This is a genomic window from Aquitalea palustris, assembly GCF_003693445.1.
In the GTDB taxonomy this organism is placed as follows: domain Bacteria; phylum Pseudomonadota; class Gammaproteobacteria; order Burkholderiales; family Chromobacteriaceae; genus Aquitalea; species Aquitalea palustris.
This window is the reverse complement of sequence record NZ_RFAR01000060.1, coordinates 1-20,631: the sequence shown is the minus strand read 5'-3', so window position 1 is coordinate 20,631 and position 20,631 is coordinate 1. Positions and strand designations below refer to the sequence as shown.

The following is a 20,631-nucleotide window of genomic DNA, read 5'->3' as shown; positions in this document are numbered from 1 at the left end:
GCCAGCTTGCGCACTTCGTCGGCCACCACGGCAAAGCCACGGCCGCTTTCCCCGGCGCGTGCCGCTTCGATGGCGGCATTGAGCGCCAGCAGATTGGTCTGCTTGGCAATTTCCTGAATCAGGCTGACTACCTGTTCGATTTCGCGGGTGCTGTCGCTCAGCTGGGCAATGGTCTGTGCCGAGTGCCCAACCGTTTCACGAATGCCCAGCGTGCTCTGGCTGACCGTGTCCAGTTGCTGGCGGGCCAGCTGTTGTTGCTGCTGCATGGCCAGTTCCATGCCGTTGGCGTTGTGATTGGCGGTGTCGAGTGTTTCCTGCTGTTGGCTCAACCCGTCCTGGGTGCGCTGTACCGTACTCAATACCTGGCTGGCAGCCGTCACCGTGGCCATATTGTGCGCGGCCATGTCGTGGTTGCGCTGCTGCAGCGACTGGCTCAGCCGTATCACCTGGCCCAGCGTGCGGTCGAACTGGTCGATCAGGCTGTTGACCCACTGTGCCATCACCCCGGTTTCGTCCGACCTGAGCTGGCTGCGGTCCAGCCGCAGGGTGAGGTTGCCATCGCCTTCGGCGATATTGCGTATCATGCTGCTCATGCCACGCAGCCGTAAGGCCAGCGGCCGGGTAAAGGCCTGGCGAAACACCACGGCACCTGCCACCAGCAGTAACAGGTTCAGCAAGAGCTGCAGGCTGGCTGGCGGCGTGAACAGGGTCTGTACTGCATAGCTCACGCCGAGCAGCAGCAGCTGCACCCCGACAAAGCCACGCATCAGCCGCTGGCTGACCGAGCGATAGCGGTAGACTTCGGCCAGATCGGCCTCGCACATCATGCCCCATACATCCGCAGAGCCGGGCATCTGGAAGCGGATGCCCTTGCCGATCACCGGGATGTGACGGTAGTCGGAATAGCCCGGATAGGTGACGAACAGGTTTTCCCCGTGGCGTATGGTTTCACGCACGCCGGGGTGCAGCTGGCCGGTGGCCGGATCATTGAACACCAGTTCCAGCTCGGTGTGCTGGGCAACCTTCACCACGCCATAGGCCGTGTTGACCCCGTCTTTCAGATTGTCGCCGCCGCTGAAGGTGCGGTCTTCAAAGCGCGAGCGCGACAGGGCCGTGCCAGGCGCAATGCCCGGGTCGAAACGGGACTGCACCATGAACAGGTAATTGTCGCCTGACTCATGGAAAATATGGCCGGCTTCGCGCTGGATCAGGTCGCCTACCACATCGTTGGGTACCCGCGCGCACAGGCAGGCCTGTTGCTGTCCGTTCAGGCGCAGGGGGCGCATGAACAGCAAGGTGACGGCATCGTGAAAGCTGGAGCTGCGCGGCCCCAGCTGCTGGGTTTGCGGGTCGCGGTAGGGGCCATACAGAAAGGCTTGCTGCAAGCCTTGCGCCAGTGCTGCGGCATGTGGGCCCTGCGTGCAGGCGCGGCTGCCGGCACTGGAGGCCAGCACCCGGTTGTCCGGATGCAGGATGAACAGCTCGGTGACATCCGGCAGCTCGGACAGACGTGACGCCAGTTCGCTCGCCAGCTGTTCTGGCGCCATGCTGCCCAGCCGCATGGCCAGGCCTTCCAGCTGCCGCCATTGCTGTTCTGCCCACTGCTGCAGAATGAGCACCCGCAAGCGCCCAAAGTTGTCAAAAATGCTTTCCAGCGCCGGGTAGCGGTCACGGTTATAGGCACAGGCCAGCCCCATGGCCAGTTTGCCGCTGGGGCCCAGCCAGGGCAGCCAGCGTTTTTCTGCCGCACTCAGGGCCATGCGATGGCTGATCAGACTCATGGACATCTCCAGATGGGGTAATAGGCAGCAAGCCCGCCATACTTTCCCCATCCTGGATGCAAGATGCATGCCTGTAATCCAATAAATTAAAGTATTGAATTACACGGAATTGGTTGATTTAAAAGATATTGTATTCAATATGCCAGGTTTATTGCACCATTCTGGATGGCTCGCCTTGTTTTGGTGCTTGCCTGCCCTGTTGTGTGGCATGGCGCGGCAACGGTGTCGCACGTGCTGAGCTGCTGCCTGGCAGAGGCAGATTTCCAGGCAAGCAGCTGTCGCATGGGCAGGCTGGCCCCCGGCAAGCAGGGCAAAGGGGGCAAGCTGCCTGTGCTATGACTGGCTCAGCAGAAATCGTGCGTTGTCTGGTGTTTCTGCAGTACTGCGTCCAGGTCCTTGTTGCGCAAAAACGGTAAGGGGGCCATCCACGGCCAGTGCCACCGTCTGTCCGTGCTGATAGGCATGCCAACCGCTGGTACGCGCCTTGATGATGTGCTGGCCTTGCCGTAGCTGCAGATGCAGCGTGGCATCATGGCCAAAGTATTCCATGCCGATGACGGTTGCCTGCACCGTATCTGGCGCGGGTGGTCCGAGCCGGATTTGCTCGGGCCGGATCAATACCTCCACCGCACCCTGCAGCTTGCTGTCGGCCATGGGGAAGCCACCGAGCACGCACTCGACCCTCCCGGCAGTGGCAACGCCAGCCAGCAGGATGGACTCGCCGAGGAAGCCGGCCAGCTCCGGGGTACGCGGATGACGGTAGAGATTGGCCGGGCTGTCCTGCTGCAATAGCCGGCCTTGCCACAATACTGCGACCTGCTCGCCGCAGGACAGGGCCTCGGACTGGTCGTGCGTCACCAGTACGGCGGTGGCGCCTGCTGCTTGCAAGGCTTGCATGACGGCTTGCCGGGTATCATTGCGCAGCCCGCTGTCCAGTGCCGAAAACGGCTCGTCCAGCAGGACTACCGCCGGTTCCGCCGCCAGGGCGCGGGCCAGGGCCACCCGTTGTTGCTGGCCGCCAGACAGGTGTTGCGGCGCACGGTCGGCATAGTCGGCCGGCAATCCCACCATCTCCAGTAATTCCGCCACGCGGTGCCGCTGTTTGCGCAGGCTGCGTGGCAGGCCGAACACGATATTGTCCGCTACCTTCAGATGGGGAAACAGCGCGCCCTCCTGTGGCACATAGCCGATACGCCGCCGCTCTGGCGGCAGGTGAATGCCGGGGCTGCTGACGATGGTGCCGCCAATGCTGATGCTGCCGGCATCGCAGTGTTCAAAGCCGCACAGCATGCGCAGCAGTGTGGTCTTGCCACTGCCGGACGGGCCTAGCAGGGCGAGTGTCGAACCGGCAGTCAGGTGGAGGTCGAGCTGGTCGATGACCCGGTGCTGTGCAAAGCGCTTGCACAGTCCCTGGATGGATAGTTCAGACATGGGCAGTTTCTCCTGCAACAGTAGTGCCATCTGCGGCCAGGCGGTTGATGGCATTGCCGCCCAGCAACAGCATCAGCAGCCAGGTCGATACCATGGACAGCACAGTCAGAATCAGCGCGTAAGGGGCTGCCGCGGCAAAGGCCATGGCCGAGGTATCGGCCCAGATCTGGGTGGCCAGCGTTTCTGTACCAATAGGCGAGAGCAACAAGGTGGCAGTCAGCTCGGTCACGATGGACAGGAAGACCAGGCTGGCCGCTGCGCCAAGCCCCGGTGCAGCCATGGGCAACAGCACGCGCAGCCAGGTTTGCCAGCCCTTGAGTCCCAGTGATCTGGCCAGCTCTTCCAGCCGGCTTTCTGCTTGCAGCAGGGCCGAGCGCACACTGACCATGGCCAGCGGCAAAAACAGGATGGCGTAAGCCAGCAGCAGCAGGAATTGGCTTTGATACAAGCCGGGTATCACCCGGATGGACACGGTGACCAGCCCCAGGGCTATCACGATGCCGGGCACTCCTTGCACCAGAAAGGCCACCCGCTCCATGAAAGCGGCCACCCGGCCCGGTCGGCGCGCCAGCAGGTAGCCCAGCGGCAAGGCCAGCAACACGGTGAGGGCCGCCCCTTCCAGTCCCAACTCAATCGAGCTGAAGCTGGCATCAAATAATAGTTGGGCCGATACCTCGACCGGTGATACGGCCGCATCGCCATGCTGGGTCAGCCAGTAGCCCAGCGTGGACAAGGGCAGCAGCAGCGTGACACAGGACAGCAGCAGAAAGCCGGCCACCACCAGCCATTTGCCGGCTCCCAGCTCCAGCCGCGGCGGCGCGCGGCGCGTCCCCCTGGCACGTCGCTCATAGCTGCTGGCTTGTCGCCTGACCCGCCACTCCAGGCCAATCAGCAAGGCTGCTGCCAGCAACAGGGCGATGGACAGCTGAGCCGCGCCGTGGCTATCGAAGCCGGCCCGGTATTCGGCAAAGATTTCGGTGGTAAAGGTACGGAACCGCAGCAGTACAAAGGCACCAAACTCCGACAGCGTGCTCAGCGCCACCAGCAACATGCCGCCCAGCAGTGCCGGTCGCAGCTGGGGCAGGATCAGGCGGAAAAAGCAGCGCCACGGCCCCAGTCCCAGGGTGCGGGCCGTTTCTTCCAGTGCCGGGTCCAGGCCGCGCAGCGCGGCAGATACCGGCAGGAAAACCAGTGGCGAATAGGCGCTCACCAGCACCAGCAAGGCAGCGGGGAAGCCCTGCAAGTCATCACTGAGCGAAACCCAGGCATAGCTGCTGATGAAGGTGGGAACTGCCATCGGTGCCACGCTCAACAGCGGCCACAGCCCTTGCCATGGCAAGCGTGTCCGCTCGGAGAACCAGGCACTCACCAGCCCCAGTACGCCACACAGCAGTGTGGTGCTGGCCACGATCAGCGCCGTATTCAGCGCAAGTGAGGCGACCAGCGGTCGCCACAAGGTGTCGATGAAATCAGCCGGATCAGACTGGGCCGCCTGCCAGACGATGACCAGCAGTGGGGAGGCCAGAACGAGGCATACCGCCAGGGCGGCAGCAAACAGCCAGCCCTGGCGGTATCTCGCTCTCCCCGTTTTCAGGGAGTAAAAGGCCATTTACAGCAGACCGGCCTTGCGCAGCATGGGCGCTGCCTGACTGTCGTCACCCAGTTTCTGCATGTCCAGTGGCGGGGGGGCCAACTGACTGAAGGGCTTGAGCACCGGTGCGGGGGCAATGCCCGGCAGCAGCGGGTACTCGAAGGTGATATTGCTCTTGGCCAGCACTTGCTGGGCACGGGCGCTGGTCAGGTAGCTGACAAACTTCTGTGCGGCATCAGCGTTGTGTGCCGTTTTCAGCACGCCAGCGCCAGAGACGTTGAGCAGCGCACCCACATCGCCATTGCCAAAATGGTATAGCTGGCTGTGCATGCCCTTGGCGCCCAGCTCCACCTGCAGACGGGCCCAGTAGTAATTGTTGATGATGCCCACGGCCACACTGCCACGGTTGACGGCGGCGGCCACCCCTTCGTTGTCATCGAACATCTGGGCATTGTCGCGCAGACCTTTCAGCCATTTCTGCGCAGCAGCATCGCCCTTGAGGGCGCGCACGGCGCTGACCAGCGGCAGGAAGTCGCCATCAGACGGTGCAATGGCCAGCTTGCCCTTCCACTGCGGCGCGGCCAGGTCCAGTAGCGAAGCCGGCATGCTCAGGCCGGCGGCCAGCTTGTTATTGACCACCAGCACGTTTTCCCGCGCGGTGACCCCTACCCAGTTGCCGCTGGGGGAGTTGTACTTGGCCGGAATGGCCGCCAGGGTGGTGGCCGGCAGGTGGGTCAGCATCTGCTTGCCTTCCAGCGCCATCAGTTCCGGCGAGTTGGAAGCAAAGTACACGTCAGCCGGCGAGGCCTTGCCTTCGGCCATCAGCTGGGCTACCAGCTCCGGGCCTTCGCCCTCGCGCACCTTGACGCTGATGCCGCTGGCTTGTTCAAAGTCCTTGACCAGCAGCTTGACGGTTTGCGGATGCTGGGCGCTGTACAGGATCAGGCTGGCGGCATTGGCCGGCAGTGCCAGGCCCAGGCTGATCAGGGTGGCGGCGCCAAGCAGGCCCTGCTTGATAAACGGTTTCATGGTGAACTGCCTTGTAGTTGTTTGGTTTACAGTCCGGCGAACAGCGGCTCGCCGATATAGCCCTTGCCGTCAGTGCCTGGCGGGCAGGCAAAGATGGCACTGGCCACATGCGTGGTGTACTGGTTCATCATGTCGCGCGCGGCCACGGTCTTGTTGATGCGGATAAAGCCGCTGCGCGGGTCGCGTTGATAGGCGATGAAGAACAGACCGGCATCGTATTCGATGCCCTGGTGCCAGGGCGGCCAGCGCTCGGCAACGAAATTGGCGCCATCATTGAAGGAATAGGCCCGACGCAGAATGCGCGCCCCGCCATTTTCCTGCGGTGAGGCGACCCGCGAGTGGGCGCTATCCGGAATGACCGGATTGCCATCCGCATCGGTGGCATCCAGCTTCATGGTTTCGAATTCGTCCTTCTGGCCCAGCGGCGCGCCATTGTCCTTGTAACGGCCTACCACTTCCTGCTGGAAACCCAGTTCGCTGCGGTCCCAGTGCTCCAGCGCAATACGGATGCGGCGCACCACCACGTAGCTGCCGTTTTTCATCCAGCCACCTTCATCGCCCACCCAGACAAATTCCTTCATCAGGGCCGGGTCCTTGGTGGAGGGATTATTGGTACCGTCCTTGAAACCCATCAGGTTGCGACCGGTGCTGCCATCGGCCGGTGCGCTGGCAAATCCGGGCTGTGCCCAGCGCAGGCTGGCCACGCCTTGTGCCAGGGCGGCCAGTTGGCGTACCGCGTGGAAGGCCACTTGCGGATCATCAGCGCAGGCCTGGACGGACAGATCGCCACCGCTGCGTTCCGGCACCAGCTGGTCGCCATTGAATTTGGGCAAATCGACAAAGGCTTCCGGGCGGCGGGATGCCAGGCCGTAACGGTCCACACCATTCTTGCTGAACAGGCCGGGGCCAAAGCCAAAGGTCAGCGTCAGCTTGCTGGTGGACAGACCGATGCTGTCGCCACCATCTTCCGGTGCGGCATCCGCCTTGCCGCTCAGCGGCAGTGCGGTCTGGCCGCGGCTGAGCCGGCGCGCCGCAGCGGTCCAGCGTTTGAGCAGGGCGATGACATCGGCGCGCTTGTCGGTATCCAGGTCGAAAGCGGCAAAATAGCTGTGTTTTTGCTGCGGGGTGAGAATGCCTGCCTGATGCGCGCCGTCAAACGGTACGAGATCAAGCGGCGGCGGTGTGGCAGCCATGGCGCGCGGGCTGTTCAGCATGCCCAGGCCACCGCCGAGCAGCGCCCCGGCCACAGCGGCCTGGGTAGTGCCCAGCAGAAAGCGGCGGCGGGCCGGGTTGATCGGTGCGTTGTGCTGGGTCATTTGGCCAGTACCACCGTGTTGACGTCATCAGACACGTAATAGAAACCATCGCCTGCAGCATTCATGGTGATGCCGAACAGGTTGCCGTTACCCGGCGGGGTCATGGCCTTGTTGGTGTTGATCCAGCGTGCCACCAGCTGCTTGCCGGTTTCCGGGTCGATTTCCACTACCTTGCCGTTGGAACCATTGGTCACCAGCAAATGGCCTTGCGGGGTGGTGGTCATGGCCAGCGGACGCAGCAACATGCCGTCATGGGTCAGCGTCCGGCCGATCCCTGCGCTGGTAGTGCGGGTGGTGGCATCCCAGATTTCGCTGATGCGATTACCCAGCGCGTCGGAAACATACAGCTTGTCATCCTTGCCCAGTGCCAGCCCGGTGGGGCCGATCAGGAACACGCCCTTGTCGGCCTGTTCGCCAAAGCCGCTGGCCACCACGGCGCGGGACGTGATGAGCGGCGGTTTGCCGGCCGGAATATCCAGCTCCAGCCGCAGCACGGTGGACTGGTTCATCACCGGCGGATTGCCCTTGGCACTGCCCACGCCAAAGCCGGCATTGCTGACAAACAGCGTGGCTTTGTCACCCCGGTCGATTACCGCCATATTGCCCCAGGGGTCGTTGATGTCCGCACCAGACCAGACATCCGCCACCTTGCCGTTGGGGTCCAGCACCACCAGGCAGCCGGCACCCTTGGTATCGGTGGTGCCATCATTGCTGGGGGTGCTGCCCACGATGACCCAGCCGCTCTTGAGCATGGTCATGGCGGTGGACAGGCCCACGCCACCCGGACAGTTGTGCAGGTCTCGCGGCAACTGGGCAAACAAGGTCAGCTGCTTGGTATCGGGATGGTAGTTGACGATGGTGCTGCCCAGGCCCTGCAAGTTGGCGGCATTGTTGAAGTTGTCGATCAGCAGATCGCCAGCCTTGACGCTGCCAGCCGATACCGGAGCCACCGCCAGGGCATAGGGGTTCTGGTCGCCATTGTCCGGAACGGTGGTGGTCAGCGTGGTGTGCTTCTTGATGCCTTGCAGGAAGGGCAGGGTGTCTTCGGCCAGGCTGAAATTGGCCAGCAGGGACATGCCGATTAGGCAGGTGGAAAAGCGAAACAGGCTTTTCATGAAAACTCCCGATGTATAAGGCGTAATGAGGTGAAGTGCGGCAAGGGCAGCCGGTGTTTGCACCGGCCTGCCATCAGAAGGTGATCACGGTTTTCACACCGAGCACCCAGGCATTCGGAATGCGCTGCGTCTGGGTACTGTCATTGCTGGATACCGCACCGCCACCGGGTTTCAGCGTGTATTGCACATCACCCTGTAACTGCCACCACGGGGTGATCTGGTATTGATAGGTGGCTTCGACAAAGGTCTCGTCGCGGCGTACCGGATACAGTGGATTGCCATTGGCCGTGGCCGTGTCCTGGTCGTACTCGCGCAGATGGTTGCCCACCTTCACATAACCCACGGCCAGGCCCGCCACATCGCTGTCGCGGCCGTCGAACGGTGCGGTCAGGGTGACGCCAGCATTGGCACTGAAGCTGATCTGGTTGCGGTCACCCGGAGCCCACATCAGGCGGGTGAAGGCATTGAGCGTGCGACTGCTGTCTTCGGCCGGGCGCCAAACCATCTGGTCGGCTACGGCATAGATGCTGTAATTGCCACGATGCTGGGCGGCATTGCCGGAGCTGTTGGCATCGGCCAGCGACAAGCCGGTATCGTCATAGCGTTGGTCGCCAAAGCGGGCGGTCTGGTACCAGGCCCCCAGCTTGTAGGTACCCGGCAAGCCCTTGGGCTTGCCATCATCCAGCTGGCCATCACCCGGCTGGTTCAGCCCGTATTGCAGCTCGCTGATCCACAGGCTGCCGCCGTGCAGATTGAATGCCGTACCGTGCTTGTTGGCTTGCTGTGCATCGCTGTTGCTGGTGCCGGCAGGATCACCGGCAAACACGCCACCCAGCATGGTCAGCTGATCGCTAAGCCGGCCACGCAGGCGCACACCCAGCCCGGAGAGCGGGTAGGCCGGGCCACCTGCCGTCATGTCATAGGAGGGGATGGCTGGCCAGCCGAACATGGTGCCCATGAAGGTGCCGGCATACTGGCTGACCATGAATTCCTGATCGATACTCTGCTGGCCAATTTTCACATCGGCCTTGCCATCAAACAGCTTCTGCTGGAACCAGGCCTCCCACAGCCGGGTTGTGGCTTCGGCCTCGGTGCCACTGGCGGTTTGCAGGCTGCCGACATGGTCGGCACTGAAGCTGTCGCCATGAATGTCCAGTACGCTGACATTGGCCGTGCCGCCTTCCCACAATCCTGCTCTTTGGGTATCCAGCCCCAGGGTCAGGGTGGTGACCCCATGGTATTCCCCGCCGTGCTTGAGGCCGCCGGAGACATTGCTGAGATATTCACTGGTCTCGCTCAGGCCCAGGGTAATGCCATGTTGGCCCAGGCTGCTGCGCAGCCCGCCCATATCGCCCAGCAAGCTGGAACGGTTCAATAGCCCGGTCCATTGATCGGCCGGTTTGGCCTGAACGGCCAGATCAGCCTCCGGCAGTTCTGCCGGATTGAGCTCGGCTGGCGGCGTTGCCCCCAGCACAGTTTCCGCTTGCACACTGCCAGCACTGGCCATCGCCGCACCGGCGGCAAGCATGAGCACAGCCATGCGTTTAAGCGGCCATCTTGCCGGCCGCGAGTGAAGCAAGTTTTGTTTCCCCAATACCGATTTCACGCTGACATCCCTTTAGTACGAATGGCACAGATAAGCATTCGCATTTAATTGTTAAACCAGGGAACTAGTTCTATGGATCCGTTACGGATTCTATTTGCAAATCACTCTCATTTGCATTCAATAGTGTTGGTGGATTGTAATGGCTTGTGACTGAATGTGACGCATGCCACCTTGTATCCTTACAAAACAATCATACGAATCAGAAAATATTCATACCGGCCTCGCTATAATCATGCACGGTGGAACCGGAACTGCTTCCACCCGCCTCATGGGAAGCCGGTGAAAATCCGGCGCGGTCGCGCCACTGTGACTGACCTGCACGGGTCAGCAGCCAGACCTCATGAGCGCTCTCTCCATACCTTAACAAAGGGGCGCGATAAACCCCGGAAGGCCTGCATGATCCGTCAGCTATTCAAAGTCTTTAATGATTCCAGCAGCCAGGTGCGCAGCAAACTGTTTGGCATTTACGCTGTGCTCATTGCCATCAATGTGCTGGCATGGGTGTGGGCACTGGCTGCTTTCCACAATTACCCGGTTTTGCTTGGCACCGCCTTGCTCGCCTACAGTTTCGGGCTGCGCCATGCGGTGGATGCCGACCATATCGCCGCCATCGACAATGTGACCCGCAAGCTGATGCAAGAGAAAAAACGCCCGGTTGCCGTGGGCTTCTTTTTCTCCCTGGGCCATTCGAGTGTGGTGGTCATTGCGTCCGCACTGGTGGCCATGGCGGCGCTTGCGATGAAAGGCCAGTTTGAAGCCATCAAGGAGATCGGCGGGGTGATCGGCACGGCGGTTTCGGCTGGTTTTTTGCTGCTGATCGCGCTGATGAACCTGGTGATCCTGCGCGCCATCTGGCAAGCGTGGAAACGGGTCAAGGCCGGTGCAGTCTATGTCGATGACGATTTCGACATGCTGCTGGCCGACCGGGGCTTGCTGTCGCGCATATTCCGGCCGATGTTCCGCCTGATTTCCCGCAGCTGGCATATGTATCCGCTGGGCTTCCTGTTCGGTTTGGGCTTTGATACCGCCACCGAGGTGGGCCTGATGGGCATCTCGGCCACCCAGGCGGCACAGGGCATGTCGCCCTGGAGCATCATGGTCTTTCCCATCCTGTTCAGCGCCGGGATGTCGCTGGTCGACACGCTGGATGGACATCTGATGCTGGGTGCCTATGGCTGGGCCTATATGAAGCCCATCCGCAAGATCTACTACAATCTGACCATCACCCTGGTCTCGGTCTTGGTAGCCATCCTGGTGGGGGGCATCGAGGCGCTGGGCCTGTTTGCCGACCAGCTCAAACTCGCTGGCCCGTTCTGGGATTTCATCGGCATGCTGAACGACAATTTTGGCACGCTTGGCTACCTGATCATTGCCGTCTTTGCCATCAGCTGGATTCTCTCGGTGATGATCTACCGGATCAAAGGCCTGGACGAAGTTGAAATCAATACGAGCAGGAGCTGATTGCCCAAGCTCCCCTGCAAGCAGTTATGAAAAACCGGAAGCCTGCCACTTCCGGTTTTTCATTTGTGCAACTGGTGCATCTGCTCAACCACTATCTGTCATGCCTGCAATATCCAGCGCAGCTTGTGCTGCCAGCCCGCTGCTGCTGATCGCCGCTGTAGCCAGGCGTTAACGGCGCGGCGCAGCAGAAGCTGCAGGGCAGGGCCAGCGGCCTTGCGATGGTGTCGTGCTGCAATAGCACCGCAGCCTGACATGGAGCATGGAGGCGGGCGCTGCCTTGGGTGTATTCTGGGCAGGGTGCTATATCTCAATGAGTGTTTTTCATGCCTGAGGCGTGAAATTCAGCCCGCTATGCAGGAGCAGACCTTTGATTTTACCCAGATGAAAGCCGGCATTGATTGCCGGGTATTCCTATCTGATGTTGGTGCAAGCCATTGATCATTAAATGAAACCTCTCAAAGTCACCACCTACAATATCCACAAGGGCATGTCGCCGCTTAACCGTCACCTGCGCGTCGAGGAAATTGCCCAAGCGCTGGAGACGCTGTCGCCCGACCTGCTGTTCTTGCAGGAGGTGCAGGGCAAGAACCTGCTGCGCGCCTTGCGGCACGAGGGCTGGCCGCAGCTGCCGCAGCACCACTACCTGGCACGGCGGCTGGACCACAAGGTGGCCTACGGGCTGAATGCGGCTTATGAGCATGGCCACCATGGCAATGCACTGCTGTCACGCTATCCCATCATCGAGTGGTGCAATCGCGATATCTCGGTCAACCGCTTTGAAAGCCGTGGCGTACTGCATTGCGTGATGCTGCCCAAGGGCTGGCAGCAGCCGGTAGTGGCGCTGTGTGCCCATTTCAACCTGCTGGCGCGCGACCGGCGCAAGCAATATGCCAATCTGGTGCATTACATCGGCGCGGCGATTGCGCCGGATGTGCCCATCATCCTGGCTGGCGACTTCAATGACTGGCAGGGCGAGGCCAGCCACTGTCTGCAGGCGGCTGGCCTGCAAGAAGTTTTCCTGCAAAAGAGCGGGCGTCATGCGCTGAGTTTTCCGGCGCGCATGCCCATGCTGCCGCTGGATCGCATCTATGTGCGCGGCCTGCAGGTGGTGAGTGCCGAAGTGCAGCATGGCCGGCCCTGGTCGCGGCTATCCGACCACCTGCCAATCTGCGCCGCGCTATTGCCGGCCTGAGCAGGGCACTGGGCTGGTTGTTTTCGCAATGGAATATCGGTATTTGCCGATTGATCAAACACTGCTTGATTCCTGAGTATTCGGGTGTAATAACGCCGGTTTCCTGCAAAAAATGTCTATTCATGGCAGGAATGCTGCATCGAGCTTGACTCAATATGAAAATCCATGTTCAAATGCATCCAAACTTGATCGCCGATTTGACACAGCTTGCGGGCGTAAAACAGCTAAAGCGTGGGTAAGCAGACCCCGAGACAACTCCTTCTGCTTATATAATCTTTACCAAGCATTCAAAGATTCCATGCCCTAGCCCGCCGCAGTCATTGGTGGGCTTTCTGCATTCTGGAGTGTTTGAATGATTCATCTGCAAAATATCCGCAAGCGCTTTCGCCGCCCCGACGGCGGCTGGTTCGATGCTGTTTGCGATACCTCCCTGTCGATTGGGGCCGGCGAAGTGTTCGGCCTGATCGGTTTCTCCGGCGCCGGCAAATCCACCCTGCTGCGCTTGATCAATCTGCTGGAACGGCCTGATGGCGGTGCTGTCATCGTGGCCGGGCAAGACCTGACCGCGCTGGATGCCAAGGCCCTGCGCCGGGCGCGCCAGCAACTGGGCATGGTGTTCCAGCAATTCAACCTGATGGCCAACCGCACGGTGGCCGGCAATATCGCTTTCCCGCTGGAAATCGCCGGCTGGAGTGCGGCGGACATCGCCAGCCGGGTGGCCGAGTGCCTGGAGATTGTCGGCCTGGCCGACCGGGCCGCGCACTATCCGGCGCAGCTGTCCGGCGGGCAGAAGCAGCGGGTGGGCATCGCCCGCGCACTGGCGCCGCGCCCCAAGGTGATTCTGGCGGACGAACCCACCTCGGCACTCGACCCCAAAACCACGCAATCGATCCTGGACTGTCTGAAAGATATCAATCAGCGCTTTGGCGTGACGGTGGTGATCGTCACCCACGAAATGCATGTGGTGCGCTCCATCTGCCATCGCGCTGCCGTGCTGGATGCCGGCAGCGTGGTGGAGGTGGTGGAGGTTAACGGGGCAGAAGTGGATGCCCGTTCGGCGCTGGCGCGCTCGCTGCTGGAGGCCGCGTAATGGAAGAACTGACTTTTGCTGCTGCGCTGGCGGATCTGGCCAGCATGGCCCCGGAAATCTGGCAGGCCTGCCGCGAAACCGCGCTGATGCTGGCGGTGGGGCTGGCGGCCGCCATTGCCCTGGGCGGCCCGCTGGGCATCGTGCTGTATCTGTCGCAGCCAGGCCAGCTGTTTGCCAACCGCTGGGTGAATGGCCTGCTCGGCTGGACGGTGAACCTGGTGCGCTCCTTCCCCTTCATCATCCTGATGGTGTCGCTGGTGCCGCTGACCCGGCTGATTGTCGGCAGCACCATCGGCCCGGTGGCTGCTGCCGTGCCGCTGTCGTTTGCTGCCATTCCCTATTTTGCCCGCCTGGTGGAGCAGACCCTGCGCGAGATTCCGCGCGGGGTGGTGGAAGCAGCCGAGGCCATGGGTGCCAGCCCCATGCAGATCATCGTCAAGGTGCTGCTGAACGAGGCGCGCTCCGGGCTGATTTCCAGCCTGACCATTCTCACCATCAGCTTTCTGAGCTATTCGGCCGTGGCTGGTGTGGTGGGCGGTGGTGGCATTGGCGATCTGGCCATCCGCTATGGTTATTACCGCTTCCAGACCGACGTGATGGTGGCCATGGTGCTGCTGCTGGTGCTGATCGTGCAGATCATCCAGTTTGCCGGCAACCGGCTGGCCTCGCGGCTGGACAAGCGTTGAGCTGATTGATTCCAGACCGGGCGGCCTGGCTTGTCCAGCCCAGCCCGGCATTTTCCCCTACCTGTATATCGCAAGGAGTTCGTATGCGTAGATTTGTCATCAAGGCGCTGGCCGCCTCGCTGCTGGGCCTGGCTGTAGCCGGCTCCGCTCTGGCTGCTGACCCGGCCAAGAAGGAAATCGTGATCGGCACCACCGTGGGTGACTTCGGCGACATGGTCAAGCAGTCGATCAAGCCCATCCTGGAAAAGCAGGGCTATAGCGTGAAGCTGGTGGAATTCACCGACTACGTGCGCCCCAATCTGGCCTTGCAGGAAGGCGCGCTGGACGTGAACGTATTCCAGCACAAGCCTTACCTGGACAGCTTTGTCAAGGAACACAAGCTGAGCCTGAAGGAAGTGTTCCAGGTGCCGACCGCACCGCTGGGCATTTATCCGGGCAAGCTGAAATCGCTCAAGGACGTGAAAGACGGCAGCACTGTGTCTGCACCGAACGATCCGTCCAACTTTGCCCGCGCGCTGGTGATGCTGAACGATCTGGGCTGGGTCAAGCTCAAGCCGGGCATCAATCCGCTGACCGCTTCCGAGCGTGATATCGCCGTCAATGTGAAAAAGCTGAAGATCGTGCAACTGGAAGCCGCCCAGCTGCCGCGTTCGCGTAATGACGTCGATTTCTCCGTCATCAATGGCAACTATGCCACCAGCTCCGGCATCAAGCTGACCGAGGCCATCTATCAGGAAAAGAGCTACGCCTATGTCAACTGGGGTGTGGTACGGGCGGCCGATGCCGGCAAGCCGTGGGCGCGTGACGTGATTGCCGCCTACAACTCCCGCGCCTTCAGCGACTGGGCCAAGCAAAAGTATGTAGGCTACAAATTCCCGCAGGGCTGGAAATAAGCCAGTCATGCAAAGGGCCGCTCTTGCGGGCGGCCCGGATACGGTTTTCTTGTAACACTCCTGGCTACAAGACTTGCGCGGAGGGCATGGCCCTCCGCTTTTTTATTTTGCCATGGTGAAACAACACAGCTTGTTGCCATCCGGATCGCGGAAATAGGCGCCGTAGAAGTCATCACCACGCAGGCCGGGCGCGCCCTCGTCCTGGCTGCCCAGCTGCAGCGCGTGGGCGTGCAGTTTGTCCACGTCGGCACGACTCTCCAGATAAAAACCCACCATCACCCCGTTGCCGACCGTGGCCGGCTCGCCATTGAATGGCTGCATGATGGCCAGTTGCGGCCGCTCGGGATGGGTGCCCCAGCAGATGCCACGGTCCATTTCCCACAGACGGCTGGCACCGATGCCGGCCAGCAAGGTGTCGTAGAAGGCAGCGGCGCGCTGCAGGTCGTTGCTGCCGAGGGTGACATAGCCAATCATGATGCTCTCCTGGGTAATGATTCGGGGGTATTGCCCAGCGCATTGCTGCGGCTTTGCTGTCAGGCATGTGCTCACTGGTGATCCGCCACAGTACGCCGGACCGGTTGCTGTTGTCAGTGGCTTACTCGCACACGGTAAACGGTGCCGCGACATCCTGGCAGCGCGGCTGCACCTGGATGGAGGCGGCGCTGCGCCAGTGCGGGCCGTGGAACACTGCTTCGATATTGTTGCCGTCGGGGTCGGTAAGGTAGGCGGCGTAATAGCCATCGTGGTAGGCGCGTTCGCCCGGCTGGCCATTGTCGCCACCGCCGGCGGCCAGTCCGGCCTGATAAAAGCGTTGCACTCGGGCCGGATCGGCAGTCTGGAAGGCCAGATGCACATGGCTGCGGCTGGCCGGGCTGCCGCAGGAGACAAACAGTTCGTCGGCCCAGAAATAATCCGGACCTTCACCGGTCAGTTCTCGCCCCAGCGCCTGCAGCACGGCAGTGTAAAAACGCTTGCTGGCCGGCAGGTCGGCCACGACGAGGTGAACATGGTCGAGCAGTCTTCCGTAATGGTATTCCATGGGACATCTCCTCTATGGAAGCGCCATTGACGGCCGTGAATGTGCGGCAAAACCGGTGGTCAGGGCGCTTCTTTTCTTGACGACTTTTGTCCCATCATACGCCGCAGTCCTGACGCTGCCCATCCGGTGAAGTACGGCATTCAGCGTGCCAGCCATTCCTCGACAAACTGCTGGCGGAAGGCCCGCAGCCGCTGCAGCCGTTCCTCGGCCATGGCGCGGCCAGCTGCGGTCTGCATCATGCCGGGCAGCTTTTCCAGCTTGACCTCGATGTGATCCAGCGCGTATTCGCGGTCGTCCAGCGGGCGTGAGCCGGCCAGCGGGTCATCCGCGTGCGCCAGCTGGCGGCCCATGCGGCCGGAGGTATAAAACAGGCGCGCCAGGCCAATCGCTCCCAGTGCGTCCATGCGGTCGGCGTCCTGCACGATCTGTGCTTCCAGCGTGCGCGGCGTGATATTGGCGGAAAAACTGTGTGCCTCGATGGCATGGGCTACGCCAGCCAGCTTGTCTGCCGGGAAGCCGGCCGCCTGCAGCAGCGGGCCGGCCTTGGCGGCGGCCATGCGCGACGCCTGTTCGCGCTGCGGGTGGTTCTTGGGCAGGTTCACCAGATCATGCAGATAGCAGGCAGCCAGCACCACCAGGGCGTCGGCGTCGCTGTGCTGTTGCAGGATGTGCCGTGCCGCAGCCCAGACACGATTGAAATGGCTGAGGTCATGCGCGCCATCATCGTCGGTAGCTTGTTGTTGCAGCAGCGCGATCAGCTGTTGTTGCCAGTATTGCAGCAGCGCGGTGTCGGGCAGGGGCAGGGGGGCAGAGGGAGCGTTCATGGCAGGGTATTGGTTTGGCGGGCCGTTGATTACACCCCTGCCGCCAGCCGGCGTCAACCATGGCAGCAGCAGGGGTGGTCAGGCGGCTTAGCCGTGCAGGCGGCAGTAGTCGCTGGCAATGGCAGCGGCCAGCCGGGCATTGTTCAGCACCAGCTGGATATTGGCGGCCAGGCTGTTGCCACCGGTCAGTTCGCATACCCGTGCCAGCAGGAAGGGAGTGGACTCCTTGCCGCCAATGCCTTGTGTGCTGGCTTCGGCCAGCGCCTGTTCGATGGCGGCATCGATGCTGGCGCTGGACAGGGCGTATTGCGCGGGAATCGGATTGGCCACCACCATGCCGCCTTGCAGTTGCAGGTCCCACTTGGCCTTCATCACGGCGGCGATGGCGGCTGGGCTGTCCAGGCGGTAGTCCACCTTGAAGGCACTATCGCGGGTAAAGAAGGCGGGCAGGGTGGCGGTTTGATAGCCGATGACCGGCACGCCGTGGGTTTCCAGATATTCCAGGGTCAGGCCCAGATCAAGAATGGACTTGGCCCCGGCACACACCACGGCCAGCGGGGTTTGCGCCAGCTCTTGCAGATCAGCAGAAATGTCGAAGCTTTGCTGCGCACCGCGGTGCACACCACCAATGCCACCGGTGGCGAAAACGCGGATGCCGGCCATGGCGGCCACGATCATGGTGGAGGCGACAGTGGTGGCACCGGTCTGGCCGGCTGCCACGATAAAGGGAATGTCACGGCGGCTGACCTTGACCACTTCGCGGCCGTTCTTGCCCAGCACTTCGATGTCATCACGGCTGAGGCCGGCTTTCAGGCGGCCATTGATGATGGCAATGGTGGCCGGCACTGCGCCGTGGGCGCGCACTTCTGCTTCCACTTGCAGGGCGGTTTCCACGTTTTGCGGATAGGGCATGCCGTGCGAGATGATGGTGGATTCCAGTGCTACCACCGGCTGGCCGGCGGCCAGGGCGGCGGCAACTTCGGGGTGGATGTCCAGGTAGGCGTGTTGGGTCATGATGGCTCCGGGTAAGACAGGGTTGGGCACAGCTGCTGGATGGCGGCCAGCGACAGGGTAGGGTTGTTGGTGGCAGCGCAGCTCAGGGTCAGCGCGGCGCAGGCCTGGGCCAGGTGCACGGCATCGGGCAGCGGCAATTGTTGCAGCCAGCCCCAGGCCAGGCCAGCCATCAGGGCATCGCCGGCACCGGTGGCATTGACGATGTCCACCTGGGGGGCCGGGCTCCAGCCCTGGCTAGCGGCATTGCTATAGAACACGCCATCGCTGGCCAGGCTGAGGATGACTTGCTGCACGCCTTGCTGGTGAAACCAGTCGGCAACCGCCGCTGCATCGGCTGGTTGTTCCAGCGGCAGGCCGGACAAGGTGGCTGCTTCGATGCGATTGGGCTTGATGGTATGGATGCGGCCCAGCCAGGGGCGGATGCGCTCGGCCTTGAAGGCTGACACGGTATCGACAAACACCGGCTGTTGTTCGGCTTCCGCAAACAGCCAGGCCAGTGCCTCGGCCGACAGGTTGGCATCGGCCACGATCAGGCCGGCATGGCGGACCAGCTCGCGCTGCGGTGCCAGCCTGGCGGCATCCAGCCGGTTCAGTACCTGCATGTCGTTGATGGCGATGGACATGTCGCCATCCGGGCCGTGGATGGACAGATAGGTGGAGGTGGCGGCATCCGGTAGTACCAGTACCGGGCGCACATCCACCCCGGCACGCTGGGTGGAGTCCAGCAGCGAGCGGCCATACAGATCGTCGCCCACGGCGCTGAGCAGCCGGCAATCCGCCCCCAGCCGCGCCAGATTCTCGGCAATATTGCGCGCGACGCCACCGGGGGAGCAGCTGACCTGACCGGGGTTGGAGTCGCCAAAGCGCAGGCTGGCCGGCGTGCTGCCGCGGATGTCCATATTGGCCCCACCCAGCAGCACCACATAACGGGTCTCGGCCAGGATGTAGCCCTTGCCCAGGATATGGCCCTTTTGCATCAGCTTCATGATGTGGCCGGCAGCGGCCGAGCGGCTGATGCCCAACTGGTCGGCCAGCTGTTGCTGGGGGATCAGCGGGTTCTGGCGCAGCAGTTGCAGGATTTCCTGCTCACGTTGTGTCATCAAACAAATGTCCGTAATGCTAACTTTTGTTTGATTGTGGCGTAGCCGCTGGCCGGGGTCAAGTTGCGCCTATGCGAGCCGCTGCCCGGCCTGCTATCAGTCGATGAAGGGGCGCACGGTGTCCAGCAGCTTGTTGGTATAGCTGGCCTTTTCCCCTACCGGCACCACGTAATCCAGCGCTTCGCGGGTGGCGGTTTCGCTGCTGCGCTTGAGCATCACCCAGCTGGCCAGGTATTGCGCCGACAGGCAGCCGCCCGCCGTGGCCAGATTGCCGATGGCATGGAAAGGTGCTTCCAGCACTTCGATGCCGGCCTGTTCCACCCAGGGTTTGGTGCGCTGGTCGGTACAGGCCGGCAGCTTGTCGATCAGCCCCAGCTTGGCCATCAGCAGGGTGCCGGAGCATTGTGCACCAATCAGCTGACGAGCCGGATTGAGCTGCAGGCGGGCCAGCAGCTCCTGATCGTTGGCGATGTCGCGGGTCATGACGCCGCTGCCAAACAGCACCACGTCGGCCTGGTTGGCGAACTCCAGCGGCTGCTGGGCGCGCACGGTGACACCATTCATCGAGGTGACCAGTTCGCTCGGGCTGGTAATGCAGGCTTCCCAGCCATGTGGCTGCATGCGGTTAAGCATGCCGGCGGCAATGAACGAGTCCAGCTCGTTGAAACCCTGAAAAGTGATGATGGCGATTTTCATGCTGTCTCCTTAGGCGCACAGCCGGCGGACAGCGGCTGACAGAATGACATGGCATTGCTGCGCAGGGCATTTGTCAGCGCTGCCAAGGGCTGCGGCCTGCTGTTGGTCTGGCGGGCAGGAGACAGGATTATGCTGCTGTTATCGATTGTTGGCGATAAAGATCTTGCCTGGTGGGAAATCGGGTCATAAAGCTGCGTGGCGGCGAGGGAAGCCGCAGCGGGAGAGGGCGCATGGCCGCCAGCACAAGCAAGGCGGCCATGGCGGGAGGATTACAGCCGGTACTGGTTGAGGGTACTGATCTGCTGGCGGGCCAGCTCGTCCAGATGGCGGGCGCTGCTGGCAGCTTCCTGTGCGGCGCTGGAAGATTCTTCGGTCATCTGGGCAATCTGTTCCACTTGCACCGCGATATTGTTGGTAGCCTTGCCCTGTTCGGTGATGGCTTCGGAAATTTCGCTGACCATGTGCACGGTACTGCCGGTGGCGTCACCGATCTGCTTGATGGCACCGTCGGCGTGATCGGCACGGCTGACCCCGTTGCGCACCAGTTCTTCGGCCGAGTGCATCTGCTCGGTGGCCTGGCGCGAGCGGTCACGCATGGCGCTGATGGTGGAGGAAATTTCCTGGGTGGAGCTGCTGGTACGTTCGGCCAGCTTGCGTACCTCGTCTGCCACTACGGCAAATCCTCGGCCCATTTCGCCGGCGCGGGCTGCTTCGATGGCGGCATTCAGGGCCAGCAGATTGGTCTGGTCGGCAATGTCCTTGATCAC

The 20,631-nt window shown here is 61.9% G+C and carries 20 protein-coding genes; 6 read left to right on the top strand and 14 right to left on the bottom strand.

What is annotated here, in order from left to right:
* The 7 genes from EAY64_RS14435 to EAY64_RS14405 all read right to left on the bottom strand — a co-directional run.
* Positions 1–1,781: methyl-accepting chemotaxis protein (locus EAY64_RS14435; RefSeq protein ID WP_233566494.1), on the bottom strand; the 1,781-nt coding region annotated here is incomplete at its 3' end.
* Between the two features lie 333 nt (positions 1,782–2,114).
* Entirely contained in the window at positions 2,115–3,212 is a 1,098-nt protein-coding gene (locus tag EAY64_RS14430) for an ABC transporter ATP-binding protein (protein ID WP_103525451.1), read from the bottom strand.
* Entirely contained in the window at positions 3,205–4,821 is a 1,617-nt protein-coding gene (locus EAY64_RS14425) for an ABC transporter permease (RefSeq protein ID WP_103525450.1), read from the bottom strand. The genes EAY64_RS14430 and EAY64_RS14425 overlap by 8 nt, the downstream gene beginning before the upstream one ends.
* Positions 4,822–5,832 carry an extracellular solute-binding protein gene (locus tag EAY64_RS14420; protein ID WP_103525449.1) on the bottom strand — a complete coding sequence of 337 codons (1,011 nt, stop codon included), beginning with the start codon at positions 5,830–5,832 and terminating at the stop codon, positions 4,822–4,824.
* Positions 5,833–5,858: 26 nt separating this feature from the next.
* The gene (gene efeB / locus EAY64_RS14415; RefSeq protein ID WP_103525448.1) at positions 5,859–7,148 is read right to left on the bottom strand and encodes an iron uptake transporter deferrochelatase/peroxidase subunit; all 1,290 of its coding nucleotides are present in this window, start codon (positions 7,146–7,148) and stop codon (positions 5,859–5,861) included.
* Positions 7,145–8,263 (bottom strand): NHL repeat-containing protein, encoded by a 1,119-nt coding sequence (locus EAY64_RS14410; RefSeq protein ID WP_199734456.1) that lies wholly within the window; start codon positions 8,261–8,263, stop codon positions 7,145–7,147. The genes efeB and EAY64_RS14410 overlap by 4 nt, the downstream gene beginning before the upstream one ends.
* A gap of 73 nt (positions 8,264–8,336) precedes the next feature.
* Positions 8,337–9,803 (bottom strand): carbohydrate porin, encoded by a 1,467-nt coding sequence (locus EAY64_RS14405; RefSeq protein ID WP_103525447.1) that lies wholly within the window; start codon positions 9,801–9,803, stop codon positions 8,337–8,339.
* A 462-nt stretch (positions 9,804–10,265) separates the two neighbouring features.
* Between EAY64_RS14405 and EAY64_RS14400 the strand changes: the two genes are divergently transcribed.
* From EAY64_RS14400 to EAY64_RS14380, 5 genes are all read left to right on the top strand, one after another.
* Positions 10,266–11,330 carry a HoxN/HupN/NixA family nickel/cobalt transporter gene (locus EAY64_RS14400; RefSeq protein ID WP_103525446.1) on the top strand — a complete coding sequence of 355 codons (1,065 nt, stop codon included), beginning with the start codon at positions 10,266–10,268 and terminating at the stop codon, positions 11,328–11,330.
* Between the two features lie 445 nt (positions 11,331–11,775).
* The gene (locus EAY64_RS14395; RefSeq protein WP_103525445.1) at positions 11,776–12,522 is read left to right on the top strand and encodes an endonuclease/exonuclease/phosphatase family protein; all 747 of its coding nucleotides are present in this window, start codon (positions 11,776–11,778) and stop codon (positions 12,520–12,522) included.
* 352 nt (positions 12,523–12,874) lie between these two features.
* Positions 12,875–13,612, top strand: a complete 738-nt coding sequence (locus tag EAY64_RS14390) for a methionine ABC transporter ATP-binding protein (protein WP_103525444.1) — start codon at positions 12,875–12,877, stop codon at positions 13,610–13,612.
* A complete protein-coding gene (locus EAY64_RS14385; RefSeq protein WP_103525443.1) occupies positions 13,612–14,298 on the top strand; it encodes a methionine ABC transporter permease in 687 nt (228 codons plus the stop codon). Before EAY64_RS14390 ends, EAY64_RS14385 begins: the two co-directional genes overlap by 1 nt.
* An 83-nt stretch (positions 14,299–14,381) precedes the next feature.
* Positions 14,382–15,191 (top strand): MetQ/NlpA family ABC transporter substrate-binding protein, encoded by an 810-nt coding sequence (locus EAY64_RS14380; RefSeq protein ID WP_103525442.1) that lies wholly within the window; start codon positions 14,382–14,384, stop codon positions 15,189–15,191.
* A 102-nt stretch (positions 15,192–15,293) separates the two neighbouring features.
* On the opposite strand, the gene EAY64_RS14375 is transcribed toward EAY64_RS14380, so the two are convergent.
* The 6 genes from EAY64_RS14375 to EAY64_RS14350 form a co-directional block, all read right to left on the bottom strand.
* Positions 15,294–15,665, bottom strand: coding sequence for a VOC family protein (locus tag EAY64_RS14375; protein ID WP_103525441.1), 372 nt, complete (start codon positions 15,663–15,665; stop codon positions 15,294–15,296).
* Between the two features lie 121 nt (positions 15,666–15,786).
* The gene (locus tag EAY64_RS14370; protein WP_103525440.1) at positions 15,787–16,230 is read right to left on the bottom strand and encodes a VOC family protein; all 444 of its coding nucleotides are present in this window, start codon (positions 16,228–16,230) and stop codon (positions 15,787–15,789) included.
* Positions 16,231–16,370: 140 nt separating this feature from the next.
* On the bottom strand, positions 16,371–17,054 hold the full coding sequence (locus EAY64_RS14365) for an HD domain-containing protein (RefSeq protein ID WP_103525439.1): 684 nt from the start codon (positions 17,052–17,054) through the stop codon (positions 16,371–16,373).
* A gap of 87 nt (positions 17,055–17,141) precedes the next feature.
* A complete protein-coding gene (locus tag EAY64_RS14360; RefSeq protein WP_103525438.1) occupies positions 17,142–18,068 on the bottom strand; it encodes a pseudouridine-5'-phosphate glycosidase in 927 nt (308 codons plus the stop codon).
* Positions 18,065–19,168 carry a PfkB family carbohydrate kinase gene (locus tag EAY64_RS14355; protein ID WP_103525437.1) on the bottom strand — a complete coding sequence of 368 codons (1,104 nt, stop codon included), beginning with the start codon at positions 19,166–19,168 and terminating at the stop codon, positions 18,065–18,067. Before EAY64_RS14355 ends, EAY64_RS14360 begins: the two co-directional genes overlap by 4 nt.
* A gap of 96 nt (positions 19,169–19,264) precedes the next feature.
* Positions 19,265–19,864, bottom strand: coding sequence for a DJ-1/PfpI family protein (locus tag EAY64_RS14350; RefSeq protein WP_103525436.1), 600 nt, complete (start codon positions 19,862–19,864; stop codon positions 19,265–19,267).
* Positions 19,865–19,912: 48 nt separating this feature from the next.
* Between EAY64_RS14350 and EAY64_RS20425 the strand changes: the two genes are divergently transcribed.
* A complete protein-coding gene (locus EAY64_RS20425; protein WP_158604707.1) occupies positions 19,913–20,053 on the top strand; it encodes a hypothetical protein in 141 nt (46 codons plus the stop codon).
* A gap of 80 nt (positions 20,054–20,133) precedes the next feature.
* Here the strand turns inward: EAY64_RS20425 and EAY64_RS14345 are convergent.
* On the bottom strand, positions 20,134–20,631 hold a 498-nt coding region (locus EAY64_RS14345), incomplete at its 5' end, for a methyl-accepting chemotaxis protein (RefSeq protein WP_233566493.1).

Coding starts and splice junctions, on each gene's coding strand:
- EAY64_RS14430 (WP_103525451.1), bottom strand. CDS start 3,212: ATGTCTGAACTATCCATCCAGGGACTGTGCAAGCGCTTTGCACAGCAC.
- EAY64_RS14425 (WP_103525450.1), bottom strand. CDS start 4,821: ATGGCCTTTTACTCCCTGAAAACGGGGAGAGCGAGATACCGCCAGGGC.
- EAY64_RS14420 (WP_103525449.1), bottom strand. CDS start 5,832: ATGAAACCGTTTATCAAGCAGGGCCTGCTTGGCGCCGCCACCCTGATC.
- efeB (WP_103525448.1), bottom strand. CDS start 7,148: ATGACCCAGCACAACGCACCGATCAACCCGGCCCGCCGCCGCTTTCTG.
- EAY64_RS14410 (WP_199734456.1), bottom strand. CDS start 8,263: ATGAAAAGCCTGTTTCGCTTTTCCACCTGCCTAATCGGCATGTCCCTG.
- EAY64_RS14405 (WP_103525447.1), bottom strand. CDS start 9,803: ATGGCTGTGCTCATGCTTGCCGCCGGTGCGGCGATGGCCAGTGCTGGC.
- EAY64_RS14400 (WP_103525446.1), top strand. CDS start 10,266: ATGATCCGTCAGCTATTCAAAGTCTTTAATGATTCCAGCAGCCAGGTG.
- EAY64_RS14395 (WP_103525445.1), top strand. CDS start 11,776: ATGAAACCTCTCAAAGTCACCACCTACAATATCCACAAGGGCATGTCG.
- EAY64_RS14390 (WP_103525444.1), top strand. CDS start 12,875: ATGATTCATCTGCAAAATATCCGCAAGCGCTTTCGCCGCCCCGACGGC.
- EAY64_RS14385 (WP_103525443.1), top strand. CDS start 13,612: ATGGAAGAACTGACTTTTGCTGCTGCGCTGGCGGATCTGGCCAGCATG.
- EAY64_RS14380 (WP_103525442.1), top strand. CDS start 14,382: ATGCGTAGATTTGTCATCAAGGCGCTGGCCGCCTCGCTGCTGGGCCTG.
- EAY64_RS14375 (WP_103525441.1), bottom strand. CDS start 15,665: ATGATTGGCTATGTCACCCTCGGCAGCAACGACCTGCAGCGCGCCGCT.
- EAY64_RS14370 (WP_103525440.1), bottom strand. CDS start 16,230: ATGGAATACCATTACGGAAGACTGCTCGACCATGTTCACCTCGTCGTG.
- EAY64_RS14365 (WP_103525439.1), bottom strand. CDS start 17,054: ATGAACGCTCCCTCTGCCCCCCTGCCCCTGCCCGACACCGCGCTGCTG.
- EAY64_RS14360 (WP_103525438.1), bottom strand. CDS start 18,068: ATGACCCAACACGCCTACCTGGACATCCACCCCGAAGTTGCCGCCGCC.
- EAY64_RS14355 (WP_103525437.1), bottom strand. CDS start 19,168: ATGACACAACGTGAGCAGGAAATCCTGCAACTGCTGCGCCAGAACCCG.
- EAY64_RS14350 (WP_103525436.1), bottom strand. CDS start 19,864: ATGAAAATCGCCATCATCACTTTTCAGGGTTTCAACGAGCTGGACTCG.
- EAY64_RS20425 (WP_158604707.1), top strand. CDS start 19,913: ATGGCATTGCTGCGCAGGGCATTTGTCAGCGCTGCCAAGGGCTGCGGC.